Here is a 25,139-nt window from a genome sequence, read left to right on the forward strand (position 1 = left end):
AGAATGCCCGCATGCCGGGTGGTCCGGCGACGAAGGTTGCGCATGGCTTGGCAGGACGAATTCAGACAGTGGTTTCCCATCACGCGCGACAAGGCATACGCCAACATTGCATACACCAGCCCGTTGTCACCTCGGGTGTCGGACGCCGTGGCGGAGTTCTTTGACAGCATCACGCATGCGCGCAGCGACAAGCCGCAATGGCTGCGCGATGCCGACGCGTTGCGGGTGCGGCTGGCGCGGCTGATCGGCGGCGACGCGCGCCGGCTGGCGTTCACCAAAAACACCACCGAGGGGTTGAACACGGTCGCGCAAGGACTGGCCTGGCAGGAAGGCGACAACCTCGTCGTCGACGACCAGGAGCATCCGTCGAACGCCTTGCCATGGCTGAATCTGCGCCGGCGCGGCGTGCAGGTGCGTGTGGCGCAGGCGCGCGCGCATCGTTTTACGGTGGATGACCTGTGGCAGCACGTCGACGCCCGCACGCGTTTGATCGCGGTGTCCTGGGTGCAGTACGGCACCGGACTGCGGACCGACATCCGGGAGCTGGGACGCCGCTGCGCCGAGCGCGGCATCTGGCTGGTGGTCGACGGCATCCAGGGTGCGGGCCTGCTGCGCGCTCAGGTGGACGACTGGCACGTCGATGCGTTTGCGTGCGGCGCGCACAAGGGCATGCTGGGACCGCTGGGGGTGGGGCTGCTGCACGTGTCGCCGGGGCTGCTGGCTGCGTTGAATCCGCATTACGTCGGCCCGTCCGGCGTGACCACGCTGGACAAGTCCGGCCTGCAATGGCAGGTGGCGGTGTCTGACGCGGCGGATGCCCGCCGGCTGGAAACGGGCAACCTGAACTATCCCGGCCTTGCTGGCTGGGCGGGCGCGCTGGACCTTATCGAACAGGCGCGGCCCGAGCGCATCGAACCCTGGGTGCTGGCGCTGTCGCAGGCCCTGAGCGATGGACTGCGGAGTCTGGGCGCGCAGGTGGTGTCGCCGCCGGGCGACGAGGTGCGCAGCACCACCACGGCGCTGCGCGTCGCCAACCCCGCCGCGGCGCTTGCGCACCTGGCGCAGGCAGGTGTCGTGGCGAGCATCGTGGAGTATGGTTACGTGCGCCTGTCTGTCGGCGCTTACAACAACCATGAAGTCATCGAACGCATTCTGCGCGCCGCACGCGCGTTTGCCGCCTGATCTGAATTTTCAAACACGCATTTACCGGAGAGACTGATGACTGAAGCGAAGAAGCCCAACTGGCGCCTGGAAACCGTGGCTGTCCACGGCGGCTACCGGCCCGATCCGACCACGCGCGCGGTGGCCGTACCCATCTACCAGACGGTGGCCTACGCGTTCGACGACACGCAGCACGGCGCGGACCTCTTCGACCTGAAGGTCGCGGGCAACATCTACACCCGCATCATGAATCCGACCACCGACGTGCTGGAGCAGCGCGTGGCGGCCCTGGAAGGCGGCATCGCCGCGCTGGCGCTGGCCTCGGGCCAGGCCGCCGTCACCTACGCGATCCTGACCATTGCCGAAGCCGGCGACAACATCGTGTCGTCCAGCACGCTGTATGGCGGCACCTACAACCTGTTTGCGCACACGCTGCCGCAGTACGGCATCACCACGCGCTTTGCCGATCCGTCCGACCTGGCCGCCTTCGAGGCGCAGATCGACGACCGCACCAAGGCCATCTTCGCGGAATCGGTTGGCAACCCCTTGGGCAACATCACCGACATCGCCGCGCTGGCCGAGCTGGCGCATCGCCACGGCCTGCCGCTGATTGTCGACAACACCGTGCCGTCGCCGTACCTGCTGCGTCCCATCGAGCATGGCGCCGACATCGTTGTGCAGTCGTTGACCAAGTATCTGGGCGGACACGGCACCAGCCTGGGCGGCGCCATCATCGACTCGGGCAAGTTTCCGTGGGCCGAGCACAAGGCGCGCTTCAAGCGTCTGAACGAGCCGGATGTGAGCTACCACGGCGTGGTGTACACGGAGGCCTTCGGACCGGCCGCGTACATCGGCCGCGCCCGGGTGGTGCCGCTGCGCAACACCGGCGCCGCGATCTCGCCGTTCAACTCGTTCCAGATCCTGCAGGGGATCGAGACCCTGGCCCTGCGCGTGGACCGCATCGTGGAGAACGCGGTCAAGGTCGCCAGCTACCTGCGCGAGCATTCAAAGGTGGAATGGGTGAACTACGCGGGTCTGCCGGACCATCCCGACCATGCGCTCGCCAAGAAGTACCTGGGCGGCAAGGTGCCGGGGCTATTCACGTTTGGCGTGAAGGGCGGCCGCGAGGCTGGCGCGCGCTTCCAGGATGCGTTGCAGCTGTTCACGCGCCTAGTCAACATTGGCGATTCCAAGTCGCTGGCGACGCATCCGGCGTCCACCACGCACCGCCAGCTCAATGCCGAGGAACTGAAAAAGGCCGGCGTGCGCGAGGAAACCGTGCGCCTGTCCATCGGGATCGAGCACATCGACGACCTGATCGCCGATCTGGACCAGGCGCTGGCGCAGGTCTGACCCCGGGCGGTTTCGACAGGAAAAGCGCGCTATTTCCGCGCGCTTTTTCCGTTGGCCGCGCAGACCAGGTCGCGCAGCCGGCGCTGCACCGGGTCGCGCGTCACGGGGGCGTTGCGGATGCCCGCCACCGGAATCGATTCGACGATCGCCCCGGTGGCGTCGTTGCCCGCGTGGTGCAAGACCTGGGTGACCGTATACGTGTTGGCGCTGCAGTTCATGGTCACCGGCTGGGTGACCGAACCGTAGGGCTGCCCGTTGGCCTCGGAAATCCGGGGCTGGGCGTAGAACCAGGCCACGGTCACTGCCCTGACAGCCGGATTCTCCGACACGGCGCGGATCGAATGGCTGTCGTAGAACACGCCCGGCATCGCCTGCGGGTCGACCGGCACCCAGGCCGGATCGTTGGCGGCGGCGCCGTGCGCGATCGGGCTGCCGCTAGCCGCGACAAACAGGGCCAGGGCGAATAGAGCAGAGGGAGGCCTTGCGGTCATGGGCGGTTCCGTGGTGTCGGGGCAGGGGCGCGCGTCCGGCAAGACGTGAGCATGCGTTACGCCAGTATAGAGAACCGGGCGCAACGCGCTATAGTTTCGTCCGTTCGATAAATGGCTGGCGGCGCGGGGGGCTGGCATTATGCCCAGCATGCCTGGACCCAAGACCATCAGACTCGTGGCCGCCGGCCTTGCGGTCATCTCCGCCGCCGTGCTGGCCCGGGGCATCTATCAGATCATCCCAATGGGCGATCCGCTGCCGCGCAGCGAGTTCGTGGGAGAGCTGAACGGGCCCGCGCTGGCTTCATACTCGCGGGTTGCCATCCAGCGTTTCGGCGAGCGCCAATTGCTGACCGGCCAACTTCTGGTCACCGCCAAGGACATCGAGGGCCTGGCGCAGGCGCCCGTGCTGGATACGCAGGTTCCGGCCCTGAAGGAACGTCTGCAGAAGCAGCGGATCCGGCTGGCGCAGGCCGGCGCGATCACCACGCTGGCCCACGGCCAGGGCGATCTGGCCCTGACCATGCTGCAGACCGGCCGCACCACCACCGATGCCCGCAACCTCATTTATGGGGGCCACGGCACGGGTGTGTTCGAGCTGCTGGGCTCCATCAGCGGCGATACCGGCGTGACCCTGATCGGCGCGCCGGGCGGCCAGCCGCTGTACCTCATCACCAGCACGCTGCGCAGTTCGGGCGAAGGCGATCAGCCGCCCGCCTGGGACACCCTGCGTTCGGACGACCTGGGCGCGACCTGGACCTATGATCCCGACGTGACGCTGGGCGTGCCGCAGCAGCACACCGCTTTTCTGACCGACCGGCTGGCGATTGCGCTGGAGCACCATGAGACCGGCGTGCGCCTGCTCTATAGCTGCGACGGCGCCAAGCGTTGGGCGGCGACCCGGCTCAAGGAACAGGTCTGGCCGGATTCGGCCGCCTTCGAACGCAAGTTTGCCGAGACGGCGGAGCGGGACCGCAAGGCTTACGGCGTCGAGCAGCTTGGATATGGCTGGTCGTTGTACCCGCTGGACGAGACGCGGGCGGTGGGCTGGAGCTGGCGCACGCGGGTGCGTCCCGAAGGCCAGGAGGCGCCCCAATTGATCGAAACGCGGCGCTTCGAGGTGCAATTCCAGGAAGGCGCCTCGCCTGCGTTCCGCATTACCCCGGAGGTGCCCCGGGTTCCGTCGCAGGATGCCCATGCGCTTTTGACGCGTGATCAGCCCGTGTTCGAGACCGCGGGCGACAGCATCTACCAGCTGGACAAGCCGGGGATGGCCTGGGTGAAGCGGTCGCGGTCGCCCGATGTGCGCGGCGCCTCGTCCTGGATCGGGCAGGCGTGGTTCGGCCGCAATGCGTGGGTCATCAAGACCTATGCCGAGCATCTGTTCTCGGGCGCCGACTACACCAAGACCTACTTCTACAGCCGCGACAAGGGCCGCTCCTGGCGGCCGTTCCAGTTGTCGCATGCGCAGGAGCGCGGGCTGCTGGGCCTGGACCAGACGGGCGACGCGCTGTTGACGCTTGCCGAGCGCGGCGGCAAGACCGTCATCCAGCGCTATCCGCTGGACTGAGTCGAAACGCGGGTCCCGCGCCGGCGGTTAGTCGGCCACCACGTACTCGGGATAGCGCTTGCAGATTTCCGCGACCTGGCTGAGCGTGCCGGACAGGTGCTCGCGCAGCACCTGCTGCGCCCGCGCCGGGTCCTGCGCGGCGATGGCATCCAGCAGACGCTGATGATCGTCCAGGATGCGTTCGGCCTTGCCGGTTTCGGGCAGATGCAGCCGGCGCAACCGGTCCAGATGGCCGCTATAGCGCTGCGCCATCTCCCACAGGCTGGCCACACCCGCGGCCTCGTGCATGTCGCGGTGAAATGCCTGGTCCGCGTTGATGAACTGCTGGTATTGCCCGCTGGCATGGGCGGCGCGCTGCAGGTCGATGGAGGACTGCAGGCGCTGGAGCAGCAGCGGGTCGGCCCGCTGGGCAAGCAAGTGGACGATTTCCAGCTCCAGCGACCGGCGCAGGAAATGCGCCTGGCGCGCGGCGGCGATGTCGATCCGGCTGACCACCGTGGTGTGCTGCGGATAGATTTCGACCAGCGCTTCCTCGGCCAGGCGCATGAGCGCGTCGCGGATGGGCGTCTGGCTCAGGCCGTAGCAGTCCGCCAGCGTGACGCGCGACAGCGGCGCGCCGGGCGCGAGCTCCAGCGAGATGATCTGGCGCCGCAGATGGTCGAAAACCTGGGGGGCCGCATGGCGGGAGCGATCCAGTCTGAGCTTTTGGCTTTGCATCAGGTAAGCGTGTCCGGGTCCCGCGTGGGGAAAGGCTGATAACGAATGTCGCAGTGTAGCGGGTATTCACCTAGCTGACGCACTAATGTATTAGTGTTTAAATGCTTTCACCCCGACTTCCGCATCCCTCGCATCTCCCATGAAACGCACTTACGAAAGCTTGCGCAGCGCCGCCTGGATGGCCAAGGACGACCTGCGTTCATTCGGCCACCGCTCCCGCATGATGCAGATGGGCTACGGCCCGGACGATTGGGCCGGCCGCCCGATCATCGCCATCATCAACACCTGGTCCGACCTGAATCCCTGTCACAGCCATTTCAAGCAGCGCGTCGAAGACGTCAAACGCGGCGTGTTCCAGGCCGGCGGCTTTCCGGTGGAACTGCCCGCCATTTCGGTGTCCGAATCCTTCGTCAAGCCCACCACCATGCTGTACCGCAACTTCCTGGCGATGGAGACCGAGGAGCTGCTGCGCAGCCACCCGGTGGACGGCGCGGTGCTGATGGGCGGCTGCGACAAGACGACGCCGGGCCTCATCATGGGCGCCATCAGCGCCGGCCTGCCATGCGTCTACGTGCCTGCGGGCCCAATGCTGCGCGGCAATTGGAAGGGCAAGATCCTGGGGTCCGGATCGGATGCCTGGAAGCTCTGGGACGAACGCCGCGCCGGCAAGATCACGCAGGAGCAATGGACGGAAGTGGAGGGCGGCATTGCCCGCAGCTACGGCACCTGCATGACGATGGGCACGGCCAGCACCATGACCGCCATCGCCGAAGCCATCGGCATGACGCTGCCTGGCGCCTCGTCGATCCCGGCGGCCGACGTGAACCACATGCGCATGTCGGCCGAATGCGGCCGGCGCGTGGTCGAGATGGTCTGGGACGACCTGACGCCGCAGCGCATCCTGAGCGTGGCCTCGTTCAAGAACGCCATCAATGTCGCCATGGCGATGGGCTGTTCCACCAATGCCATCGTTCACCTGGTCGCCATGTCGCGCCGCGCGGGCTGCGCGGTGGGATTGGACGATTTCGATGCGGCGAGCCGCAAAGTGCCCGTGATCGCCAATATCCGGCCCAGCGGCGACACCTACCTGATGGAAGATTTCTACTACGCGGGCGGGCTGCCCGCGCTGATGACCCGGCTGCAGGATGATCACCTGGACCTGTCGGCCATGACGGTCACGGGCAAGACGCTGGGCGAGAACATCGCGGGCGCAGAGGTCTACAACGACGACGTGATCCGCAAGCTGGACGAGGCGATCTACGACGAGGGCGCGCTGGCCGTGCTGCGCGGCAACATCGCGCCGGACGGCTGTGTCATCAAGCCCAGTGCATGCGCGCCGCAATACCTGCGTCACACGGGCCCGGCGCTGGTCTTTGACGACTATCCCAGCATGAAGGCCGCCGTGGAGGACGAAAACCTGGATGTGACCGCGGACCACATCATGATCCTGCGCAATGCCGGCCCGCAGGGCGGTCCGGGCATGCCGGAATGGGGCATGCTGCCCATTCCCACCAAGCTGGTCAAGCAGGGCGTGCGCGACATGCTGCGCCTGTCCGATGCACGCATGAGCGGCACCAGCTATGGCGCCTGCATCCTGCACGTCGCGCCCGAAAGCTACATCGGCGGCCCGTTGGCGCTGGTGAAGACGGGCGACACGATCACCGTGGATGTGCCCGCCCGCAGCATCAACCTGAATATCAGCGACGAGGAGCTGGCCGCGCGCCGCGCCGCCTGGACGCCGCCGCCCAAGCGCTACGAGCGCGGCTACGGCTGGATGTACTCCCAGCACATCCTGCAGGCCAACGACGGCTGCGACTTCGATTTTCTGGAAACGGAATTCGGCGCGCCCGTGCCCGAGCCCGCGATCTTCTGATTCCCTTCATCACTCAACATCCGCCCCAAACTCCCGGAGCCATCGTGTCCCAAATGAATCCCGAAACCCGCGCCAGGCTGGCCGGCGTCAGCACCGCCACGCTGTGCATGGCGCTCTTCAAGCGCGGCCTGCGCAACCAGTTCATCCAGGACGTGCGGCCGCTGAACGCCAATCTGCCCAACATGGTGGGCCCGGCCTTCACGCTGCGCTACATCCCGGCCCGCGAAGACCTGAACACCATCAAGGTCTTCGAGGATCGCGCACATCCGCAGCGCGCCGCGGTCGAGACCTGCCCGGAAGGCGCGGTCTTCGTCATCGACAGCCGCAAGGACGCGCGCGCCGCGTCCGCGGGCTCCATCCTGGTCACCCGGCTGATGAAGCGCGGCGTGGCGGGCGTGGTGACGGACGGGGGCTTTCGCGACTCGCCCGAAATCGCCGAGATGGGTTTTCCCGCCTATCACCAGCGTCCGTCCGCACCCACCAATCTGACCTTGCACCAGGCGCTGGACATCAACGCGCCCATCGGCTGCGGCGACGTGGCGGTGTGGCCGGGCGATATCGTCGTGGGCGACCGTGAGGGCGTGGTGGTCATTCCTGCGCACCTGGCCGACGAGATCGCCATCGAAGCCGTGGAAATGACGGCCTTCGAGGACTTCGTGACCAGTCAGGTGCAAAGCGGCGCTTCCATTCTTGGCCTGTATCCGCCGACCGACCCGGGCACCAAGGACAAGTTCGCCGCCTGGCGCAAAGAACAAGGCCGCTGAGCCTTGCCGCCGGCGCTGCCGGCACCCCCATACGCATACCTATAAAACAAGGCAGGAGACACATGATGAACACTAAACGACGCGGCGCGCTTGCCGCGCTACTGGCCGGCGCCGTCCTTGGCACGCTGGCCTTGCCCGCCAGCGCCGCCGACTGGCCCACGCAAAAGCCGATTTCCTACGTCGTCCCGTTCACCGTGGGCGGCTCGACCGACGTGGTCGGCCGAGTACTGGCGCAGAAGCTGGGCGACCGCCTGCATCAGAACGTGATCGTCGAGAACAAGCCGGGCGCCGCGGGCGGCATCGGCGCCACCTACGTGGCCAAGGCGCCGCCCGACGGCTACACCTTGTTCGGCGGCACGATCAGCACGCACGCCATCAACGCCAGCCTCTACAAGAACCTGAAGTACGACCCGGTCAAGGACTTCGAGCCGGTGTCGCTGATCGCGTTCCTGCCCAACGTGCTGCTGGTGGATCCGAACCTGGGCGTCAATTCGGTGGCGGACCTGATCGCGCTGCTCAAGCGCGACCCCACCAAGCGCACGTTCGCGTCCTCGGGGGCGGGCACCTCGACGCACCTGGCCGGCGAGCTCTTTTCCGGCATGATCGGCGTGCCCCTCACGCACGTGCCTTATAAGGGCACGCCGCCCGCGATGGTGGACGTATCGTCCGGCGCGGTGACCTTCATGTTCGACCAGATGACGGCGGCGCTGCCGCTCTTGCAGACCGGCAAGCTCAAGCTGCTGGCCGTCACGACCAAAGACCGTATTGCGCTCGCGCCCGATGTGCCGACCATGCAGGAAGCGGGCGTACCCGGCTTCCAGATGGCGTCCTGGCAGGCGGTTTACGCGCCCAAGGGCACGCCCAAGCCCATCCTGGACAAACTGGCCGCCGAGATCGCCCTGATCCTGAAAGAGCCCGACGTGCAGGAAAAGCTGGGCAAGACCATGGGCATGGAGCTGGTGGGCAGCACGCCCGAGCAGCTGCGCGACCTGATGGCGACCGAGATTCCGCGCTGGGCGGAAGTCGTGAAGAAGTCGGGCGCGTCGGTGGAGTGAGGGGGCGCGGCTAGTGTAGGCGAGGCGGGTCGGCGTTAAGCTGGGGGCTGTGGACGTCTGTGCGTCCTTGCCCGACTCGCCTCGTGTTGATGTCGGGCATCGGCAACGCCGTTAAAGGAGCCGCATCATGGCCGACTTCGACAAGGTGTTCGCGGGATCGATTCCGGCGCTTTACGACACGCTTATGGTGCCGCTGATCTTCCAGGGTTACGCCGACCACATGGCGGCGCTGGTCGCGGGGTTTGCGCCCCGGGCCGTGCTGGAGACCGCGGCAGGCAGCGGGGCGGTGACGCGGGCGCTGGCGCCTCTGCTGGACCCCGGGGCGCGTTATGTGGCGACCGACCTGAATCAACCGATGCTCAATTACGCGGCCGCCCGGCAGAGTGCCGGCTGCGCGGTGCAATGGCGCTGGGCGGATGCGCTGGATCTGCCGTTCGACTGCGCGTCGTTTGACGTGGTGTGCTGCCAATTCGGCGTCATGTTCTTCTCGGACCGGACCGCGGGCTTTGCCGAGGCGCGCCGGGTGCTGAAGTCCGGGGGGCGCTTCGTCTTCAGCGTGTGGGACCGCATCGAGGAAAATGAGTTCGCCGACGACGTGACGCGCGCGATGGCGGCTGTGTTTCCGCAGGACCCGCCACGCTTTCTGGCGCGCACGCCGCACGGCTACCACGACGTGGAAAAGATCCGCGACGACCTTCGCCGCGCAGGCTTTGAGGATATTCGGGTGGAAACCCGTGCGGACGTCAGCCGCGCGGCGGGGCCATTGGAGGCGGCCACCGCCTACTGCCAGGGCACGCCACTGCGCAACGAGATCGAAGCGCGCGACGCGGGCCTCATGCAACTGGCCACGGAACGGGCGGCTGAGGCGTTGGCCGACCGCTACGGCGCGGGCCCGATCACGGGCCGGATCCAGGCGCACGTGATCGTCGCGACAAAGTAAGGCCGGATCGGGACGCTAGCTGGGGGGAGCGCGTTTGACCAGGTCCACGATGATCCGGAACAACTCGGCTCGCGCGGCTTCCTGGGTGATTTCGCCCGAAACGGCAGCTTGCGAGAGCGCATCGGCCGCGCCGAGCATGCCCCACATGCCGGCCAGGGACACGCCTTGCCGGCCGGCGAACGGGGCGAGGATGGCCTGGCATTTGGTGATGAAGGCGTGCTGATACTGCCGTTTGACGGCGGCCAGTTCCGGCGAGCCGTTAAGCGCCGCGAGCACCCCGGGAATCTCGCGCCCTTGCACCGACACGCATTCCACATACTGCGTGGCGATGGCGTCTGCCTTGCCGGCGAGGGTCGGCTTGCTGGCGGCGATGGCGCTGTCGATGATCGCGGTCTGACGCAGGTCGAAATCCTGGTAAAGCGCCGCGAGCAACCCGTTGCGGGTGCCGAAGTGGTCGTAGACGACGGGCTTTGAGATGCCCGCTTTCTCGGCAAGCCGGCCCAGGGTCAGGGCGTCCGTGCCTTCGTCGCGGATCAGCGCCCAGGACACCTCGATAAGCTGGCGTTGCCGCGCGTCCTTGGACAGCCGGCGGCGGGGGGGAGGGGCAGGGTGAGACGTCATCAGGGCGGCTATCGAGGTCGGTTTCAGGGTTGCGGGGCAAAGATGCGTTGGCCGACGGTCCGGGCGGTGGCCAGGTGCCCTTCGGGATAGCCGGCGTCGGACGCCACCAGCAAGTCGGATGTTGCCACGCGCGCGCCGCAATAGCCGAAGATCCCGTGATCGATCTGGGTTTTCATCGCGCCGAAGTAGCCGTGACGAGCATAGGTGCGCATGTCCGCGCCGCCGCTGGCGATCAGGTGCACCTGCAGGCGTTGCAGCCGCTTGACGACCTTGCCGTCGGGATTGGCATCGTAGGCCCAGCCATTGGTGAACACGCGGTCGATCCACCCCTTGAGCAGCGCGGGAAACGACCACCAGTGCACGGGATACACCAGCACCAGCGCGTCGGCGCGATCGATGCGCGCGTGTTCGGCGGCTACGTCGGCGGGCGGGTTGGATGGGGTCAGGTGCAGGGCGGCGTCGGCTTGGGAGAACCGGGGATCGAAGCCTTCCGCGGCCAGGTCCGCGAGCTCGAAGGAATGTTGGGGCCCGGCGTCTGCAATGCCTTGGGCGACATGATCGGCAATGGCGTGCGTGAGGGACGCGGGGTCGGGATGGGCAACGACGATGAGGGCGTGCACGGTGAAAGTCCTGTTCGCAAGGGAGTAACCTACCAATCGTAACCTACGTTAAGTAGGTTGTGGCAAAAGACCTTCGCCAGCGAGGGGTATCCCGTCGCGGCGTCGTTGTCACCCTAATCAGGGGCAATACGGTTATCGTGAGCGCCACGGCAGTCCCCTCGGAGGAACCATGACCTCAGGCACGGCATTGTTCGACCTGCGCACGGAGCAGGGCGTGTTGCGGATCTCGATTGCGGTCACGCTTTGCATCGCCGTCATCGGCATCGGTTTCGGGGTGGCTTCCGGTTCGTTCTCCATCGTGTTCGACGGCGTTTATTCGCTGGTGGACGCCAGCATGAGCGCCCTGTCGCTGGTGGTGGTGCGGCTAATCACGTCGTACGCCACGGCCCGCGGGCTGCCGCGCAAGCTTCGCGAACGCTTCACGATGGGCTTCTGGCATCTGGAGCCCATGGTGCTTGCGCTGAACGGGATACTCCTCAGCGGGGTGGCCGTCTACGCGCTCATCAACGCGGTGAGCAGTCTGCTCAAAGGGGGGCGCGAACTGGAGTTCGGCCTGGCGTTGATTTATGCCGTGCTGACGTTGACAGCCTGTGTGGCGATTGCGCTGGCCGAGGCGCGCGCCAATCGCCGGATCCGGTCGGCATTCCTGCACATGGACCTGAAGGGCTGGATCATGTCGGCCAGCATCACCGCCGCGCTGCTGGTGGCCTTTTGCATTGGATACGGCGTGCAGGGCACCCGGTACGAGTGGATTTCGCCCTATATCGACCCGGCCGTGCTGGCGGTCGTGTGCGCGGTGATCATCCCCTTGCCGCTGTCGGTCATCCGCCAGGCGTTGTCCGAGATGCTGCTGGTCACGCCCGCCGACCTGAAGCAGCATGTGGACTCGGTGGCGCAGGCGTTCGTGGAACGCTATCGCTTCGCGTCCTATCGCGCGTATGTCGCCAAGGTGGGGCGTTCGCAGGAAATCGAACTGTATTTCATTGTGCCGCCCGATATGCCCGCGCGCACCGTCGCGGCATGGGACAGCCTGCGCGACGAGATCGGCAACGCGCTGGGCGCCGACAGCCCGGATCGCTGGTTGACGGTGGTGTTTACCGGCGACCCGGAATGGGCGGAATAGCGTTGCCGCAGGGGGCGACCGGCGCGCCTTGCTACTGGCATGCCGGCAGCAGGAAAACCGGCAGCGTTTCCCACACGACCGCCACCGCGGACAGGCCGCATAGCGTGGCGGCAAGCCAGGCGTGAAACGGCGGCGCGTTCCGGGCCCGCACCCGCGCCCGCTGGCGCCAGGCAGCCACCGCCATCGCCGCCAACGCCGCGGCGCTGCCCGCAACGATGATCCATGACGAGATGGGCAGGCCCAGCCACAACCCGGCCAGCACCGACCGGGCACAGGCCAGCGCGTTCACGATGTAGATGGAGAGGAAGTGCGCCAGCCATATCAGCGGGCCGGCGATGAGGTACAGCAGTTCGACCGAAAAGCGCGTTTTCATGGTCATCCCGTCAGCCGCGTAAAGGCGTGCAGCAGCGCCAATGCGATGAGCCCTTGCGCCACGGCGTACAGCAACATCGCCCGCGTGGCGTCGAGCGCGGCGCGGCGCGTGGGGCGCAGCCGCCCTGCGATCGACCGCGCCACGGTAAAGGCGGCCATCACCACAGCCAGGCCGCCAAAAAACGCCTGCAGGCCCGCAACCGCGTACGTGGCTGCGGTGTAGGCGCTGGCCTGCGGCCGAAGGCCGGCCTGCCAATGCGTGACCAGATCCAGCGCCGGCGCGGCGGCCAGTAACAGCGCCGCCCCGGCCACGCAGCCGCGCAGCGCCCTTTGGCGGTTCTGCGTCATCATCCGCCCGGCGGCCAGGGCAAGGGCGGCGGCCGCAAGCAACATCATGGCCGACAGCATTGGCCGGACCGGCGAAGGCAAGTCGCCGGAATCGGGCCAGGCCTGCGGGTTCGTGGTCCACAGGAACAGGTAGCTGAACATCAGCGATCCAAAGATGCTGGTGCAGACAATCAGCAGCAGCACCATCGCCCACGACGCATGCGACGCGCTGCCCGAGCACATCATGGGCAGCCGCAGGCCGCCGCCGATGTCCACGGGCGGGTGGTCGGGGCCGGTGTCCGCGTCCCACAGCCAGCGCCATAGCGAGACAACGGCCAGCACGCCAAACGCCGCCGCCAGCGGCAGCAGCTTGAAGGTCAGCAGCAGGAAGAAGCCGGCGGTGCCCACGGCTGCCAGCAGGGGCGACCACGCGGGGCCGGGCAGCGGCAGTACGTAGTCGGGCCGGGCCTCCAGGGCGCTGGTCACGAGCGTGGTTCGCAGGCCGGCGGGTGCGTTGGGCAGAAAATGCTGGCCGTCGTCCACCTGCTGCGCCAGGCCCGGTTGGTCCCACAGCGGCTCGCGGCTGGTTACCGCAGGCACGCTGCGCAGCCCGTAACTGCCGCTGGGCAGCCATTCCAAGGTGCCCGCGCGCCAGACGTTGCCCGCGTTGTTGTCGATGGTCGGCCGGAAATTGCGCGCCAGGTCGATCAGGAACACCAGCACACCCGCGGCGATCAGGTATGCGCCCACGGTCGAGAGCAGGTTGAGCGGGCCAAGCCCCTGGCTTTCCGCATAGGTGTACACCCGGCGCGGCATGCCGGCCAGGCCGGTGAAGTGCATCGGAAAGAAGGCCACGTTAAAGCCCACGAACATCAGCCAGAAACCCCAGCGGCCCAGCCGCTCGGACAGGGGCCGCTTGCTGATGAACGGTGTCCAGTAATAGAAGGCCGCGAACAGCGGAAACACCATGCCGCCGAATAGCACGTAATGCAGATGCGCCACGACGAAGTAGGTGTCGTGCGCCTGCAGGTCGAACGGGATCACGGCGACCATGACGCCGGTCAGGCCGCCGATGACGAACACGAAGAAGAACCCCAGGATGTACAGCATCGGTGTCTTGATCGGCCTTAACCGCACCGCCGCGGCAAGGGTCGCGATCCAGGCGAATATCTGTATCGCGGTCGGCACCGACACCGCCATGCTCGCGGCCGACGCGAAACTGAGCGACAACTGCGGGATCCCGGTGGCGAACATATGGTGCACCCACAGGCCAAAGCTCAGGAACCCCGTCGAGATGACCGCCAGCACCACCAGCCGGTAGCCCACCAGCGGCGTGCCCGTCATCGCGGGAATCATCATCGACACCATTCCGGCGGCGGGCAGGAAGATGATGTAGACCTCGGGATGGCCAAAAAACCAGAACAGATGCTGCCAGAGCAGCGGATCGCCGCCGCGTCCGGTGATGAAGAACGGCATGTCGAAGGCGCGTTCCAGTTCGAGCAGCGTGGTGGCGACGATCACGGCCGGAAAGGCGACGATCACCATGCCGCAGAAGACCAGCATGACCCAGGCGAACACAGGAATCTTGTCCAGCGTCATGCCCGGGGCGCGCGTGCGCAGGATGCCCACGGCAAGCTCGATCGCGCCGGCGATGGCGGAGATCTCGATGAAGCCAATGCCCAGCAGCCACAGGTCGGCGTTCACGGCGGGCGAGTATTGCGCGCTGGTCAGCGGCGGGTACATGAACCAGCCGCCATCGGGCGCCAGCCCCACGAAGATGCTGCAGAAGAAGACCAGTCCGCCAATGGCATAGGCCCAGTAGGCGTAGGCCGACAACCTGGGAAACGGCAGGTCGCGCGCGCCCAGCATATTGGGCAGCAGCAGCACCGCCACCGCTTCCACCGCGGGCACGGCGAAGAGAAACATCATCACCGTGCCGTGCATGGTGAAAAGCTGGTTGTATAGCGTGTGTCCGATCAGGTTGCTGTCGGGCGCGGCCAGCTGCGTGCGCATCATCAGCCCCAGCACGCCGGCCAGGATGAAAAACAGCAACGCGGTGCCGATGTACAGCAGGCCGATGGACGTGTTGTTGACGACCGTCAGCGATCGCCATCCCGTTGGCCGCTTCCAGGCGCGCTCGAGCTGCGCGAATTCGTCCGCGGGCCGCGGCAGCGCGTTGGGAAGCGGGGGCGGGGTGGTTGGGGGCGTCACTTCAGGCTTTCCAGGTAGCGGGCCACGGCGCGCAGATCCTCGCCCGGCCATCGGTCAAAGGACGGCATGGCATTGCCGGGCTTGATCTGCTGGCTGCCGGCGATCCAGCCGCCCATCGCGCCCACGTTGTTGGGCAGAATGCCGGCCGCCAGGGTAGGCCGGCTGCCTACATGGGTGAGGTCCGGTCCCAGCATTCCGCCAGCCGCCGTGCCGCGCACGGTGTGGCATTGCGCGCAGGCCTGGATGAATAGCCGCTCGCCTTGCCGCAGCGCTGGTTCGGCGGCACGGGCAGGCTGGCGTTGCGCCTGCACCCACGCGTCGAACGCCGCAGCGTCCACCGCCTGCACGTCGAACCGCATCTGGGCGTGTTGTGCGCCGCAATACTCGGCGCAATGGCCGCGAAACGTGCCGGGCGTGCGCGCCAGCGCGCGCATCTTGTTCACGCGGCCCGGGATCATGTCGAGCTTGCCGGCCAGTTCGGGGACCCAGAAGCTGTGGATCACGTTGCCCGACTTGAGCAGGAATTGCACCGGCTTGCCGGCCGGAATGCGTATCTCGTTAGCCGTCTCGAAGAGCAGCCCGCCTTGCGCGTCCAGGTAGCGCACGCGCCACCACCACAGCTCACCCGTCACCTCGATGCGCGCGGCGTAGGCCGCCTCGCGCGCCGAGGTCGGTGACGGCTTCATCACGTAGACCAGCAACGCGGTCAGCGCCACGACCGGAAACACGATGCCCGCGCCCACGATAAGGGCGGGCCGCGAAAGCCTGTGGCGCAGGGGCGCCGGGCCAAACATCGACAGCGCGATCAGTGCGGCCACCCCCACGAAGATCGCCGTCGCGCCCACGTAAAGCACCCAGCCGATGTCGGCGATCCGCGCGGCGTCCTCACCGCTGGGCTGCGCCCGTGCGGCGGTCGGCAATCCGGCGATCAGGATGAGAAGGAGTTTCGCCATGTTCTGGTGGTGGATGATCCCCCGCCGCGAGCCGGCGATCCGGCGCGGCGGTGGCCCAGCGGGTGGGATGCCGCCGGCCCCGCGATGGGCGCCATCAGCACGTTCCATTCCCGTGTGCGTACGCGCGCAGTGGGCACGCGGGTTGCTGGCGGGTGCGCGTTCAGCGTGGTTCCGCGCGAATCAGGAGACCGCCTTGCGCCGGATTGCCCGACCCAACCGCCTCTTGCCCACATTGCTGGCAAGTCTTGCGCTGGCCGCCTGCCAGGATCGGCAGCCGCCGCTCTATTCCCCGGGTGCGTCGGACGGGCTGCTGGGCGGGGCCGGCGCCGAACGGGGGCGGCGGCTGATCGCCGAACGCGGCTGCACGGCCTGTCATACGGTACCGGGCGTCAGCGGCCCGGCGTCTCGCGTTGGCCCGCCGCTGGGCGACATGGCGCGGCAGGCTTACATTGCCGGGCTGTTGCCCAACACCCCACAGAACATGGTGCGCTGGTTGATGGACCCGCCCGCCGTCAATCCCAGGACGGCCATGCCCGACACGGGCTTGCGCCAGGCGGACGCTGAAGCGATCGCGGCCTATCTGCTGCGGGATGCCGGCCGCGGCAACGCGAGGGCGCCATGAAGCGTTGGAAGCGAACCGCCGCCCTGACCCTAGCGGGCGCTGCCGCCACCGGGGGCGCGCTGGGCGGCGCGGTGGTGTATTTCGGCGGGTACGACGTGACCGCCACGTCGCCGCATACCACACCGGTGCATCATCTGCTCGACGTCGCGCTGACGCGGGCCGTGAAGATGCGATCGGCGGACATCACGGCGCCCGATCTGGACGTGCCCGCGCGCATCCAGAATGGTTCGCGCCTTTATCGCGCCAATTGCGCCCAGTGCCACGGCGGGCCCGGCGTCGCGCCGCAACCGTACGCGCTGGGCTTGAATCCGGCGCCCGCCGCGCTGGTGGCGTCTGCACGCACCCGTACCGCGGCAGAGATCTTCTGGCTGACCCGCCAAGGCATCAAGATGACCGGCATGCCGGCGTGGCAGTACCGGCTGACCGACGACGAGATCTGGGACGTGGTGGCATTCTTGCGCGTCTTGCCCGCGATGTCTGCCCAGGACTACCAGCGGGACGGCGCGGCACAAGCGGTCGCCGCGCCGCATGCATCGGCGCAGCCCCCGGTCCGGGAGGCAGACGCCATGGCGGGCCGCATCGCGCTTCAGCAGTACCTTTGCGTCACGTGTCACGCGATTCCGGGCGTGCCGGGGGCATGGAACTACGTGGGACCGGCGCTGGATCAGATGGGCGAGCGGGCGTATATCGCGGGTGTCCTGCCCAACAAACCCGAAAACATGGAGCGCTGGTTGCGCGACCCCGCCGCCGTCAAGCCCGGCACGGCGATGCCCGACCTCGGGGTCAGCGAACAGGATGCCCGAGACATTGCCGCGTTTCTACGCACGTTGCCCGGCGGGCCTTGAGCAGCCGGCCGGGGGCGGGCTGCTCGCGCAGACCATCGCCGCATGCCGGTCAGGAACGGCACTTGCTCGCCCGTTCACTACCCTTGATGCACAGGAGCCGTCCATGACTCAATCCAAATCCGGCAGCGCTCGTGATTCCATTCCGGGCCAGCCCGATGTCAACGCGGGCGCGCTGCGCCCGTCCGGTCCCGCCACCACCCCGGAACGCGTGCCCGATATCGACCATCCGCCGAGCGCGCGCAGCTATGACCAGCCGGGCTTCGATCAGGCCGTTGCCCAGGAGGAAGCCGAGGCGCGCAGCGGGGCGCCGACCGGCGGGAGCGGCAATCGACCCGCGCCCAGCGGCGAAGAGGAATCGCAATGATCGTCGAAGTCTTTCAACGCGCGGATGGTCATTGGGGCTTCCGGGGCATTGCGTTGCTGGGCGTCCAGGAGGATGCCGGCGTTTATCCAACGCGCGACGACGCCGCTGCCGCGGCGCGCGTCGCGTATCCGGGCGAGACGATCTCCGAGGTCGATGCGTCGCTGGACACCCCGCCGCAGCCGCATTCGGATTGACGCACGGTGCGTGAATACGGCCCGTTTGGCAGGATCGCTTGCAGATAGCCTGCCTGATCGGCCCGCGAGGTCAGCATGTGCCGCGCCCACGCGTCGCATGTCTCAGCCGCCGCGCGCCCAGCACGATGCCGGTGGCGGATACGGCCAGGCCGCCCAGGCTGAGCAGGATGATCGCCAGGTCGCGGCCCATGCCGGCATTCAAGAGCGCGGGCGTATCCCAGCTGTGCAGGAAGTAAAAGAGCCAGCGACTGACGCGCTGCGCCCGGGACAGGCTGACCGCCGGTTCGCCGGTGCGCAGGTCCACGTACACGCGGTCGCCCGCCGGGGTTCCGAAATCCAGCTGCAGCACGGGCAGACCACGGGGCGCGCCGCCGTTCATGGCTTCGGCGTGGCGGGCGTAGTAGTACGCGTCGTAGTGGTCAAGCACCTGCGCCTGCATTGCTGCGCCGGGAAACAGCGCGCGCGCGGCATCGATGACGGCTTGCGGCTGCCAGGCCGCCTGCACGATGAGCGCGTCGTCCTGCTGGCGGATGATCCGGCTGTTGGCTGATGCGTCGCGGGCCAGCACGTACGGGTCTCCGGCCATCCACCGCCATTCGAGCTGGACAGCTTGAAAGCCCGCGTCATGCAGCGCTTGCAGCACCGGCAACGGCGCCATGCTTGCTGTGCCTACCGCGGTGCCTACCGCCGTGCCTGCCTGCACGCCCGTCATGGCTTGCCTGTCGGGCCCTGCGTGGGGCGCGGAGAAAATCCCGCCGGGATTCATCGACATGAGGCCGCTGAAGATCCATGTGCACACGAACGCGCTGAAGACGAGGCCCGCGATGTGGTGCCAGCGCATCCAGGCCTCGCGGTACGGCGTGCGTGCGCCGGACTTGTAGCGGCCGCGAAAGCGCCAGCGCCACACGCCGACCACCGCGCCGCTGATCGCCAGCACGGTGCTCAGGGCGGACAGCACGATCACTGTCCAGCTCCAGTCCGGATCCACGGACCGGTCGCGCGCCATGTACAGCCAATGCAGCCACGCGCCCACGTAGTTCCAGCGCTGCTGCGCAAGGGGCGCGTCCAGGACGACTTCGCCCGTTGCCGAAGAGACATACAGCGTGCCGGCCGCTTCCCCCGACATGCTCACTTTATGCAGCGGGCGATGGCGGTCCAGCCCGCGCGAATGCGTCCAGCGGTCCTCGTCCACCAGGCCCGCATGGCGCGCGGCGCCCGCCGGCCAGAACGCGCGGGCGGCGGCCACCGCCATGTCCGCCGTCACCGTCCCGTCAGGATTGCCTGTCGACGCGGACCATGCGCGCGGACCATCCGGGGTCGGCAGGATGAACGTCGCCTCGCCGCGCACCGACGTCAGCACGGCAGGGCCGGGCGCGGCTTGCGCCGCGTCGGGCATACGGTAAGCGTCCACGGTCAGTACGGGCAGGCTGGCGAAACGCTCGTGAGGCGTCAGCTTCGGGTAGCCGACATACAGCATGACAATCCCGCTGAGAAACCACCCAAACATCAGCAGGCAGCCGGCTACGCCCAGCCAGCGGTGAGCCAGGTAGGTCAGCCTGCGCAGGCGCGCCTTGGCGTCCATGGTCGGCGCCCCTTAGAACCGGTGGTTCAACGTCAGCTCGAACCGGCGGCTAGGCCCGTAGAACCACTGCGTATTGGTGTAGTACGCGGTGGTGAAGTACGCACGGTCAAAGACGTTGAAACCCCGGGCCGTGATGGCAGTGTCCTTGTCGACGTCCCAGCGCAGCGCGAGGTCGGTCGTCGTATAGGAGGGCAATTCGACCGTGTTGGCGCCGTCCGCATAGCGCTTGCCCACATACCGCAGCCCGCCCATTGCCGTCCAGCCCGGTTGGAAGTTCCAGCTCAGCCACAGGTTTGCCAGGCGTTGCGGCACGTTGGGCGGCACATTGCCCGCGCGCGACACGGCCGCGCCGCCGACCGACTCGGAAAAGTCGTCGTATTTGGCCCGCAGCACGGTGGCGTTGGCGTCGATCGTCCAGCCGGGCGCCAGCGCCAGCGACAGCGATGCCTCCAGCCCCCGGGACGATTGCTCGCCGACCTGCACTCGCAGGCTGGGATCATCGGCGTCGCGCGACAACAGGTTCGTCTTGCGGATCTCGTAGGCCGCCAGCGTCCACTCGCCGCGGCCATCCAGGAAATTCTGCTTCAAGCCGATTTCGATCTGCTTGCCGCGCGACATGTCGAACCCCGCGTTGGCCGGGCTGAGCATCAAGAGGCCGCTGACCGGATCGGCCGCTTCCGCGTACTGTGCGTAAACAGCCAGATCCGGCGTCAGGTCGTACACGGTGCCCACGCGCCAACCCACGTCGGCATACGTACTGGACAGGGCGCGTTGGCCGGTGACAAGATCGTCGCGCGTCACTTTCGCATGGTCGTAGCGCAGGCCGCCGATGAGGGACCACTTGCTCGTCAGCGCGAGGCGGTCTTCCACGAAGAGCGCAAACTGGTCGGCCTCGTTGCGATAGCGCGGGATGAACGGCACGTTGCTCTGGTAGTGGCCATGTGCCGGATCATAGGGATCCACGGGGCCCGAACTGCCGGTGTATGTGTTGTTGATGTGCTTGAAGGTGGCGTGGTTGACGTCAAAGCCGACGGACACCGTGTTGTCCAGGCCGGCCAGTTGGCCCTTGAACACGGCGCTGGTCGTCAGGCCGGTCTGGGTCTGGTCGTGCGTGATCTGCGTGTTGTCCGAGCGGTCGATGAGGCGCGTTGCGGGGTTGTACACGTACCGCTCGGCATTGCGCCAGTCGCGGTCGCTTTGCACGTGGTACAGGCGCGCGCGCACCGTGGTCGCGTCGTTGGGCGTCCAGACCGTGTCCAGTTGCGTCCACTGATCGCGAAAGCGCATGAAGCTGTCGGACACGTTGTAGTTCTGCTTGCGCACGGCGTCGTCCTGCTCGCCGTTGATGAGCGGCGTGCCGAAATACCGCATCGGGCGCTGGTAGCCGTAGGCGTAGCTGAGCGTCATGTTCAGGTCCGGCGTCGCGTCCCACCGCAGCGCGCCGGAGAACGTGGCATCGCCCGCTTGGCCCCGGTCCACGTAGCCGTCCGTGTAGTTGCCGCTGACGTCCAGGCGATACGACAACGTATCGCTGAGCGCGCCGCCGCTGCCCAAGCCTATCCGCGCCGTATCCTGCGTGCCGATGGTGGCCTGCACCTCGTTCTGGATGGGCCCGCGCGTCGGACGCTTGGGGATCACGTTGACGACGCCGCCGATCGCGCCGTCGCCATAGATTACGGACGCGGGCCCGCGCAGCACCTCGATGCGCTCGACCGACCACGTATCGAACGGAAACGTCAGGCCGACGCCGCCGTACTGGCGCAGCCCGTCGTACAGGCGCATGACCGACGTGCTGTCGGTAAAGCCGCGCACCGACAAGGCGCTGTTGCCGTTGCCTGGATGGGGCGCGGCCGAAAAGCCCGGCGCGCGGGTGATGGCCTCGATCACGCTGGCATCGCCGCGGGACTCGATCTGTTCCCGCGAAATGATATCGACGCTGGCCGGCGTCTGCATGGGCGTCAGGCCCAGATTGGAGCCCGTGGAGGCTTCCGTCGTCAGGGCGGTTTCGGCGTCGCCCATCACGGTGATGGGGGCGAGGGTGGCGGGGGAGGTTTGGGCGGCGGCGTTGAAAGCGGCCAGGAGCAGGGACGTGCCGAGGCACGCGTGCGAACGAGCGATGGTCAAGAGAATCCCTCTTCTTCGATGTCTTCGACAAGATCTGCCGACCGCGGAAAAGCCGGTCGGCAAGGCGCGGCCGGGCCCGGCGCTAGGCGCGGGCGCGGCGGATCAGGAAGACAGGGAAGGCGGGGCGCGTGAACCGAGGGGCGGCCCCAGCGCGGGCAGGGGCGGCGCCGCGCGGTGGACGGGCGTTTCTGGGGCCGCGTAGGCGGCTTGCGCCGTCAGCACGGGCGCAAGACCCGTCTCCGGCAGAATCGCATGCGCGGCCAGGGCGCCGAAGGCGCACGCATCGCTTGCCGCATGCTTGGACTTCGGCTCGGCCGGCAGGTCGAAGGTCACGCTGATCGCGCCACCGGCTTCGCACAACGAGAGCATCAGCGACGTCGTGGACGGCGCCGCCATGAAGCCGCTTGGGATCAGGGCGCGCAGCACGAAAGCGGCCATTGCCAGGCAGACGAGAAACCGCCAAGGCAGGCCGCGGGGCTTTTGCGCAGAGTCCCGGTGAGTAGGCATGGGCGGGATTCTATTACAGAACTTCACGCATTCTGACCGAATTGAATCGCGTGCGGCGTTCTGTCGCAGGGACGTTTAAGATCGAGTGCAACGTGCGCGGTGTTGTCTTTGCACCATCGCTTCCGAACAGGAGATTGCCAGCATGATGCCTCTTTCGAGCGGCATGACGCAGGGCTTGGCGGACGACGCAATGCCCACGGATTCGCCATCTTCGTATCCGCAGGCGCCGTGGAAACTGAGCGGCCATGCACTCCTCAGCATGTGGCGTGTGCCGCTTGCCGACCTGCCCATGCTTCCTCCCGGCGATGCGCGCCTGGTCACTCTGGGACGCCACGCCATTTGCGCCACGGTCTGGACGGCCTACGAATCGGGCGGCACGCTGGCCTACAACGAGTTGCTCTTCGCTACGGCAGTGCGGCACGCGGGGCTGCTGGCGCCGGCGTGCACCGTGGGTCCGATCTGGGTCGACGACGAGGCGGCTGCGGCGGGCGGTAGGCAGTTGTGGGGCATTCCGAAACAGATGGGCCACTTCGTGCCTTTGCCGGCAGATGGAACGTACGCGTCTTTAGTCGCCGAAGAGCAGGCGTCCATGGCGACCGGCGGGACGGCCGTCGCAAGCGTTGAATTTCGGCCAGGCCTGCGCCTCGCGGTGCCGTTGCGCCTTGCCGTGTGGACGGTTCAAGGTGGCAAAGCGGGACTGATCCGCACACGTTGCGCTCTGCGGGGCATGGCGCGCTTCGGGTCCGCAAGTTGGCGCATCGCGCCTGATGGGCCGCTGCGCTTTCTGGCAGGGCGCCAACCGATGGCCAGCGCGTGGCTGGGGGATCTATCCGTCCAGATCGGCGTGTAGCACCCTCCGCAAGGCGTTATAGGCATGCCACTTGCTGCGCCGCCCACCACGGGCAGCAGGTTGTGCCCGCAACCCACGAGGCGATTCCCGTGACCACACTCATCGAAAACCGGTATGCCCTTACCGTGCGCCGCTTCCCCGCGGTGTTCCTTGCCGGGATGTTCCCGTTGTTTCTTGGCGCGGCGCTCGCGGACGGTGCGTATGCGCAGACTTTTCACATCCAATGGAATAATTTCGCGTCCTGGCTGCTCGTTGGCGGGCTGATATTTGGGGCGATTGCACTGCTGTTTGCCATCGTCGACCTGTTCAGGGCCACACAGCGGGCGCGCGGTGTGGTTCCCTATGCCGTGGTGCTGCTGGCGGCCTGGCTGGTGGGGCTGTTCAATGCGTTCGTTCATGCGCGCGACGCGTGGGCCAGCATGCCCAACGGCTTGATCCTGTCTGTCGTGGGCGCGGTGCTGGCCCTCGTTGCCCTCTGGCTGGGCTTTCGCACGCCGCACATCCGGGGGCCGCTATGAAGAAGACGAGATTGCTTGCCGGCGTTTCGATGCTGGTGATTGCAGGCGTGTGCGGCGCGCAGACCGCAGGCCAGTATGGACCGTCGCCCGATCTGCCCAAGCCCGAGCGGGGGCTGTTGCCGGACATGGTGATCGCCAAGCCCGCCAAATGGGGCGACAAAGTGCCGACGGTGCCCGAGGGCTACAAGATCTCGGCCATCGCCACGGACCTGAAGATTCCGCGTCAGACGCTTGTGCTGCCCAATGGCGACATTCTGGTCGCCGAGGGCCGGGGCGGCAGTGCCCCCGACCTCAAACCCAAGGACGTGATCGCGGGCATCATCAAGGCCCGGGGCACCAGTCCGGTGAAGGGCGGCAACCGGCTGACGCTGCTGCGCGACACCAAGGGCGATGGCACCTACGAGGCCTCCGTCTTTGCGGAAAACCTTAACGCGCCGTACGGTCTGGCCCTCGTCGGCAATCAGCTGTACGTGGCCAACCAGGACGCGCTGGTGCGGTTCGCCTATGAACCGGGGCAGACCAAGGCGAGCGGACCGCCGGAAACGGTCACGCCGCTGCCCGCCGAGATCAACCACCACTGGACCAAGGCGCTGACGGCAAGCGCCGACGGGCAGTATCTGTACGTGGGCATCGGCTCGAACAGCAACATCACCGAACGCGGCATGACGGCGGAAGTGGATCGGGCGCGCGTCTGGCGCATCAACGCCAGCACGGGCGAATACAAGACCTATGCCACGGGCCTGCGCAATCCGACCGCGCTTACGATCCAACCGGACACGGGCCAGTTGTGGGCCGTGGTCAACGAACGCGATGAGTTGGGGCCGGACCTGGTGCCCGACTACCTCACGACCGTCAAGGAAGGCGCGTTCTACGGCTGGCCCTACAGCTATTGGGGCAAGAACGTGGACGAACGCGTGCGGCCGCAGGATCCCGCCAAGGTTGCATCGGCCATTGCGCCGGATTACAGCCTGGGTTCGCACGTGGCGGCGCTGGGCGTGGACTTCTCGACCGCGACGATGGGCGACCGGTTTGCCAACGGTGTGTTCGTCGGCGAGCACGGCAGCTGGAACCGCGCCGATCCGGTGGGCTACAAGGTGGTCTTCGTTCCGTTCACGGATGGGCGCCCGTCCGGGCCGCCCGTTGATTTCGTCGCGGGCTTTCGCGACGACGACGGCACGACACGCGGCCGTCCGGTGGGCGTGACGGTCGATCCGAAGGGCGCGCTCATCGTGGCCGACGACCTGTCGAACACGATCTGGCGCGTCACGCCCGCAGAGGCGCCCAAGCCGGTCGCAGCGGTGCGGCCTTAAATCTTATTTACAGAGGGCCTGCCGAGCGTGCGCGTGCGTTGCGCAGCAGTGTTCGCAGGCCCCGCACAGGAGCAA

The 25,139-nt window shown here is 67.2% G+C and carries 25 protein-coding genes; 15 read left to right on the forward strand and 10 right to left on the reverse strand.

Annotation, left to right across the window (positions count from 1 at the left end):
- Nucleotides 1–42: 42 nt before the first annotated feature.
- On the forward strand, nt 43–1,182 hold the full coding sequence (locus KVT32_RS02485; protein WP_217617645.1) for an aminotransferase class V-fold PLP-dependent enzyme: 1,140 nt from the start codon (nt 43–45) through the stop codon (nt 1,180–1,182).
- A 36-nt stretch (nt 1,183–1,218) separates the two neighbouring features.
- Nucleotides 1,219–2,514, forward strand: a complete 1,296-nt coding sequence (locus tag KVT32_RS02490; RefSeq protein WP_128828269.1) for an O-acetylhomoserine aminocarboxypropyltransferase/cysteine synthase family protein — start codon at nt 1,219–1,221, stop codon at nt 2,512–2,514.
- 29 nt (nt 2,515–2,543) lie between these two features.
- Here KVT32_RS02490 and KVT32_RS02495 read toward each other — a convergent pair whose 3' ends face one another.
- The gene (locus KVT32_RS02495) at nt 2,544–3,005 is read right to left on the reverse strand and encodes a surface-adhesin E family protein (RefSeq protein ID WP_227741240.1); all 462 of its coding nucleotides are present in this window, start codon (nt 3,003–3,005) and stop codon (nt 2,544–2,546) included.
- A 148-nt stretch (nt 3,006–3,153) separates the two neighbouring features.
- Here KVT32_RS02495 and KVT32_RS02500 point away from each other — a divergent pair, with 148 nt between their 5' ends.
- Nucleotides 3,154–4,572, forward strand: a complete 1,419-nt coding sequence (locus tag KVT32_RS02500) for a hypothetical protein (protein ID WP_217617646.1) — start codon at nt 3,154–3,156, stop codon at nt 4,570–4,572.
- A gap of 27 nt (nt 4,573–4,599) precedes the next feature.
- Here the strand turns inward: KVT32_RS02500 and KVT32_RS02505 are convergent, their stop codons facing one another.
- Nucleotides 4,600–5,289: a GntR family transcriptional regulator gene (locus KVT32_RS02505; RefSeq protein ID WP_142055024.1), complete on the reverse strand. Its 690-nt coding sequence runs from the start codon at nt 5,287–5,289 to the stop codon at nt 4,600–4,602.
- Between the two features lie 139 nt (nt 5,290–5,428).
- On the opposite strand from KVT32_RS02505, the gene araD reads away from it, so the two are divergent.
- From araD to KVT32_RS02525, 4 genes are all read left to right on the forward strand, one after another.
- Nucleotides 5,429–7,162, forward strand: a complete 1,734-nt coding sequence (gene araD / locus KVT32_RS02510; RefSeq protein WP_152384580.1) for an L-arabinonate dehydratase — start codon at nt 5,429–5,431, stop codon at nt 7,160–7,162.
- Nucleotides 7,163–7,215: 53 nt separating this feature from the next.
- Nucleotides 7,216–7,926 carry a ribonuclease activity regulator RraA gene (locus KVT32_RS02515; protein ID WP_217617677.1) on the forward strand — a complete coding sequence of 237 codons (711 nt, stop codon included), beginning with the start codon at nt 7,216–7,218 and terminating at the stop codon, nt 7,924–7,926.
- 65 nt (nt 7,927–7,991) lie between these two features.
- On the forward strand, nt 7,992–8,981 hold the full coding sequence (locus tag KVT32_RS02520) for a tripartite tricarboxylate transporter substrate binding protein (protein WP_152385511.1): 990 nt from the start codon (nt 7,992–7,994) through the stop codon (nt 8,979–8,981).
- 127 nt (nt 8,982–9,108) lie between these two features.
- Entirely contained in the window at nt 9,109–9,921 is an 813-nt protein-coding gene (locus KVT32_RS02525) for a class I SAM-dependent methyltransferase (protein WP_152384579.1), read from the forward strand.
- A gap of 15 nt (nt 9,922–9,936) precedes the next feature.
- Here KVT32_RS02525 and KVT32_RS02530 read toward each other — a convergent pair whose 3' ends face one another.
- Both KVT32_RS02530 and KVT32_RS02535 read right to left on the reverse strand, forming a co-directional pair.
- Complete coding sequence (locus KVT32_RS02530; RefSeq protein WP_152384578.1) at nt 9,937–10,542, reverse strand: TetR/AcrR family transcriptional regulator; 606 nt, start codon at nt 10,540–10,542, stop codon at nt 9,937–9,939.
- Nucleotides 10,543–10,565: 23 nt separating this feature from the next.
- Nucleotides 10,566–11,162 (reverse strand): NAD(P)H-dependent oxidoreductase, encoded by a 597-nt coding sequence (locus KVT32_RS02535; RefSeq protein WP_152384577.1) that lies wholly within the window; start codon nt 11,160–11,162, stop codon nt 10,566–10,568.
- A gap of 169 nt (nt 11,163–11,331) precedes the next feature.
- Between KVT32_RS02535 and KVT32_RS02540 the strand changes: the two genes are divergently transcribed.
- Nucleotides 11,332–12,285: a cation diffusion facilitator family transporter gene (locus KVT32_RS02540; RefSeq protein WP_056318405.1), complete on the forward strand. Its 954-nt coding sequence runs from the start codon at nt 11,332–11,334 to the stop codon at nt 12,283–12,285.
- A gap of 31 nt (nt 12,286–12,316) precedes the next feature.
- Here the strand turns inward: KVT32_RS02540 and KVT32_RS02545 are convergent, their stop codons facing one another.
- Genes KVT32_RS02545 through KVT32_RS02555 form a run of 3 tightly spaced genes read right to left on the reverse strand, consistent with a single transcriptional unit; the run spans nt 12,317 to nt 16,148 of the window.
- Nucleotides 12,317–12,658 carry a hypothetical protein gene (locus KVT32_RS02545; RefSeq protein ID WP_152384575.1) on the reverse strand — a complete coding sequence of 114 codons (342 nt, stop codon included), beginning with the start codon at nt 12,656–12,658 and terminating at the stop codon, nt 12,317–12,319.
- A 2-nt stretch (nt 12,659–12,660) separates the two neighbouring features.
- Nucleotides 12,661–15,195, reverse strand: coding sequence for a cbb3-type cytochrome c oxidase subunit I (locus KVT32_RS02550; RefSeq protein ID WP_371825560.1), 2,535 nt, complete (start codon nt 15,193–15,195; stop codon nt 12,661–12,663).
- Nucleotides 15,192–16,148, reverse strand: coding sequence for a cytochrome c oxidase subunit II (locus KVT32_RS02555; RefSeq protein WP_217617648.1), 957 nt, complete (start codon nt 16,146–16,148; stop codon nt 15,192–15,194). The genes KVT32_RS02550 and KVT32_RS02555 overlap by 4 nt, the downstream gene beginning before the upstream one ends.
- A gap of 193 nt (nt 16,149–16,341) precedes the next feature.
- Here KVT32_RS02555 and KVT32_RS02560 point away from each other — a divergent pair, with 193 nt between their 5' ends.
- From KVT32_RS02560 to KVT32_RS02575, 4 genes are all read left to right on the forward strand, one after another.
- Nucleotides 16,342–16,770: a cytochrome c family protein gene (locus tag KVT32_RS02560; protein WP_254636722.1), complete on the forward strand. Its 429-nt coding sequence runs from the start codon at nt 16,342–16,344 to the stop codon at nt 16,768–16,770.
- Nucleotides 16,767–17,615: a c-type cytochrome gene (locus KVT32_RS02565; RefSeq protein WP_217617649.1), complete on the forward strand. Its 849-nt coding sequence runs from the start codon at nt 16,767–16,769 to the stop codon at nt 17,613–17,615. Before KVT32_RS02560 ends, KVT32_RS02565 begins: the two co-directional genes overlap by 4 nt.
- A gap of 103 nt (nt 17,616–17,718) precedes the next feature.
- A complete protein-coding gene (locus KVT32_RS02570) occupies nt 17,719–17,979 on the forward strand; it encodes a hypothetical protein (protein ID WP_175155577.1) in 261 nt (86 codons plus the stop codon).
- A complete protein-coding gene (locus KVT32_RS02575) occupies nt 17,976–18,173 on the forward strand; it encodes a hypothetical protein (protein ID WP_152384569.1) in 198 nt (65 codons plus the stop codon). Before KVT32_RS02570 ends, KVT32_RS02575 begins: the two co-directional genes overlap by 4 nt.
- A 70-nt stretch (nt 18,174–18,243) precedes the next feature.
- On the opposite strand, the gene KVT32_RS02580 is transcribed toward KVT32_RS02575, so the two are convergent.
- From KVT32_RS02580 to KVT32_RS02590, 3 genes are all read right to left on the reverse strand, one after another.
- Nucleotides 18,244–19,755, reverse strand: coding sequence for a PepSY domain-containing protein (locus KVT32_RS02580; protein ID WP_152384568.1), 1,512 nt, complete (start codon nt 19,753–19,755; stop codon nt 18,244–18,246).
- Between the two features lie 12 nt (nt 19,756–19,767).
- The gene (locus tag KVT32_RS02585) at nt 19,768–21,879 is read right to left on the reverse strand and encodes a TonB-dependent receptor (RefSeq protein WP_371825561.1); all 2,112 of its coding nucleotides are present in this window, start codon (nt 21,877–21,879) and stop codon (nt 19,768–19,770) included.
- Between the two features lie 102 nt (nt 21,880–21,981).
- The gene (locus KVT32_RS02590; protein ID WP_142055052.1) at nt 21,982–22,386 is read right to left on the reverse strand and encodes a DUF2946 family protein; all 405 of its coding nucleotides are present in this window, start codon (nt 22,384–22,386) and stop codon (nt 21,982–21,984) included.
- A 142-nt stretch (nt 22,387–22,528) separates the two neighbouring features.
- Here KVT32_RS02590 and KVT32_RS02595 point away from each other — a divergent pair, with 142 nt between their 5' ends.
- From KVT32_RS02595 to KVT32_RS02605, 3 genes are all read left to right on the forward strand, one after another.
- Nucleotides 22,529–23,236, forward strand: a complete 708-nt coding sequence (locus tag KVT32_RS02595) for an acetoacetate decarboxylase family protein (RefSeq protein ID WP_217617650.1) — start codon at nt 22,529–22,531, stop codon at nt 23,234–23,236.
- A gap of 89 nt (nt 23,237–23,325) precedes the next feature.
- A complete protein-coding gene (locus KVT32_RS02600) occupies nt 23,326–23,754 on the forward strand; it encodes a DUF2231 domain-containing protein (protein ID WP_217617651.1) in 429 nt (142 codons plus the stop codon).
- Nucleotides 23,751–25,064 (forward strand): sorbosone dehydrogenase family protein, encoded by a 1,314-nt coding sequence (locus KVT32_RS02605; protein WP_217617652.1) that lies wholly within the window; start codon nt 23,751–23,753, stop codon nt 25,062–25,064. Before KVT32_RS02600 ends, KVT32_RS02605 begins: the two co-directional genes overlap by 4 nt.
- The last annotated feature ends 75 nt before the right edge of the window (nt 25,065–25,139 follow it).

The sequence above is a fragment of the Achromobacter sp. GbtcB20 genome, assembly GCF_019091095.1.
GTDB lineage: Bacteria > Pseudomonadota > Gammaproteobacteria > Burkholderiales > Burkholderiaceae_B > Achromobacter > Achromobacter mucicolens.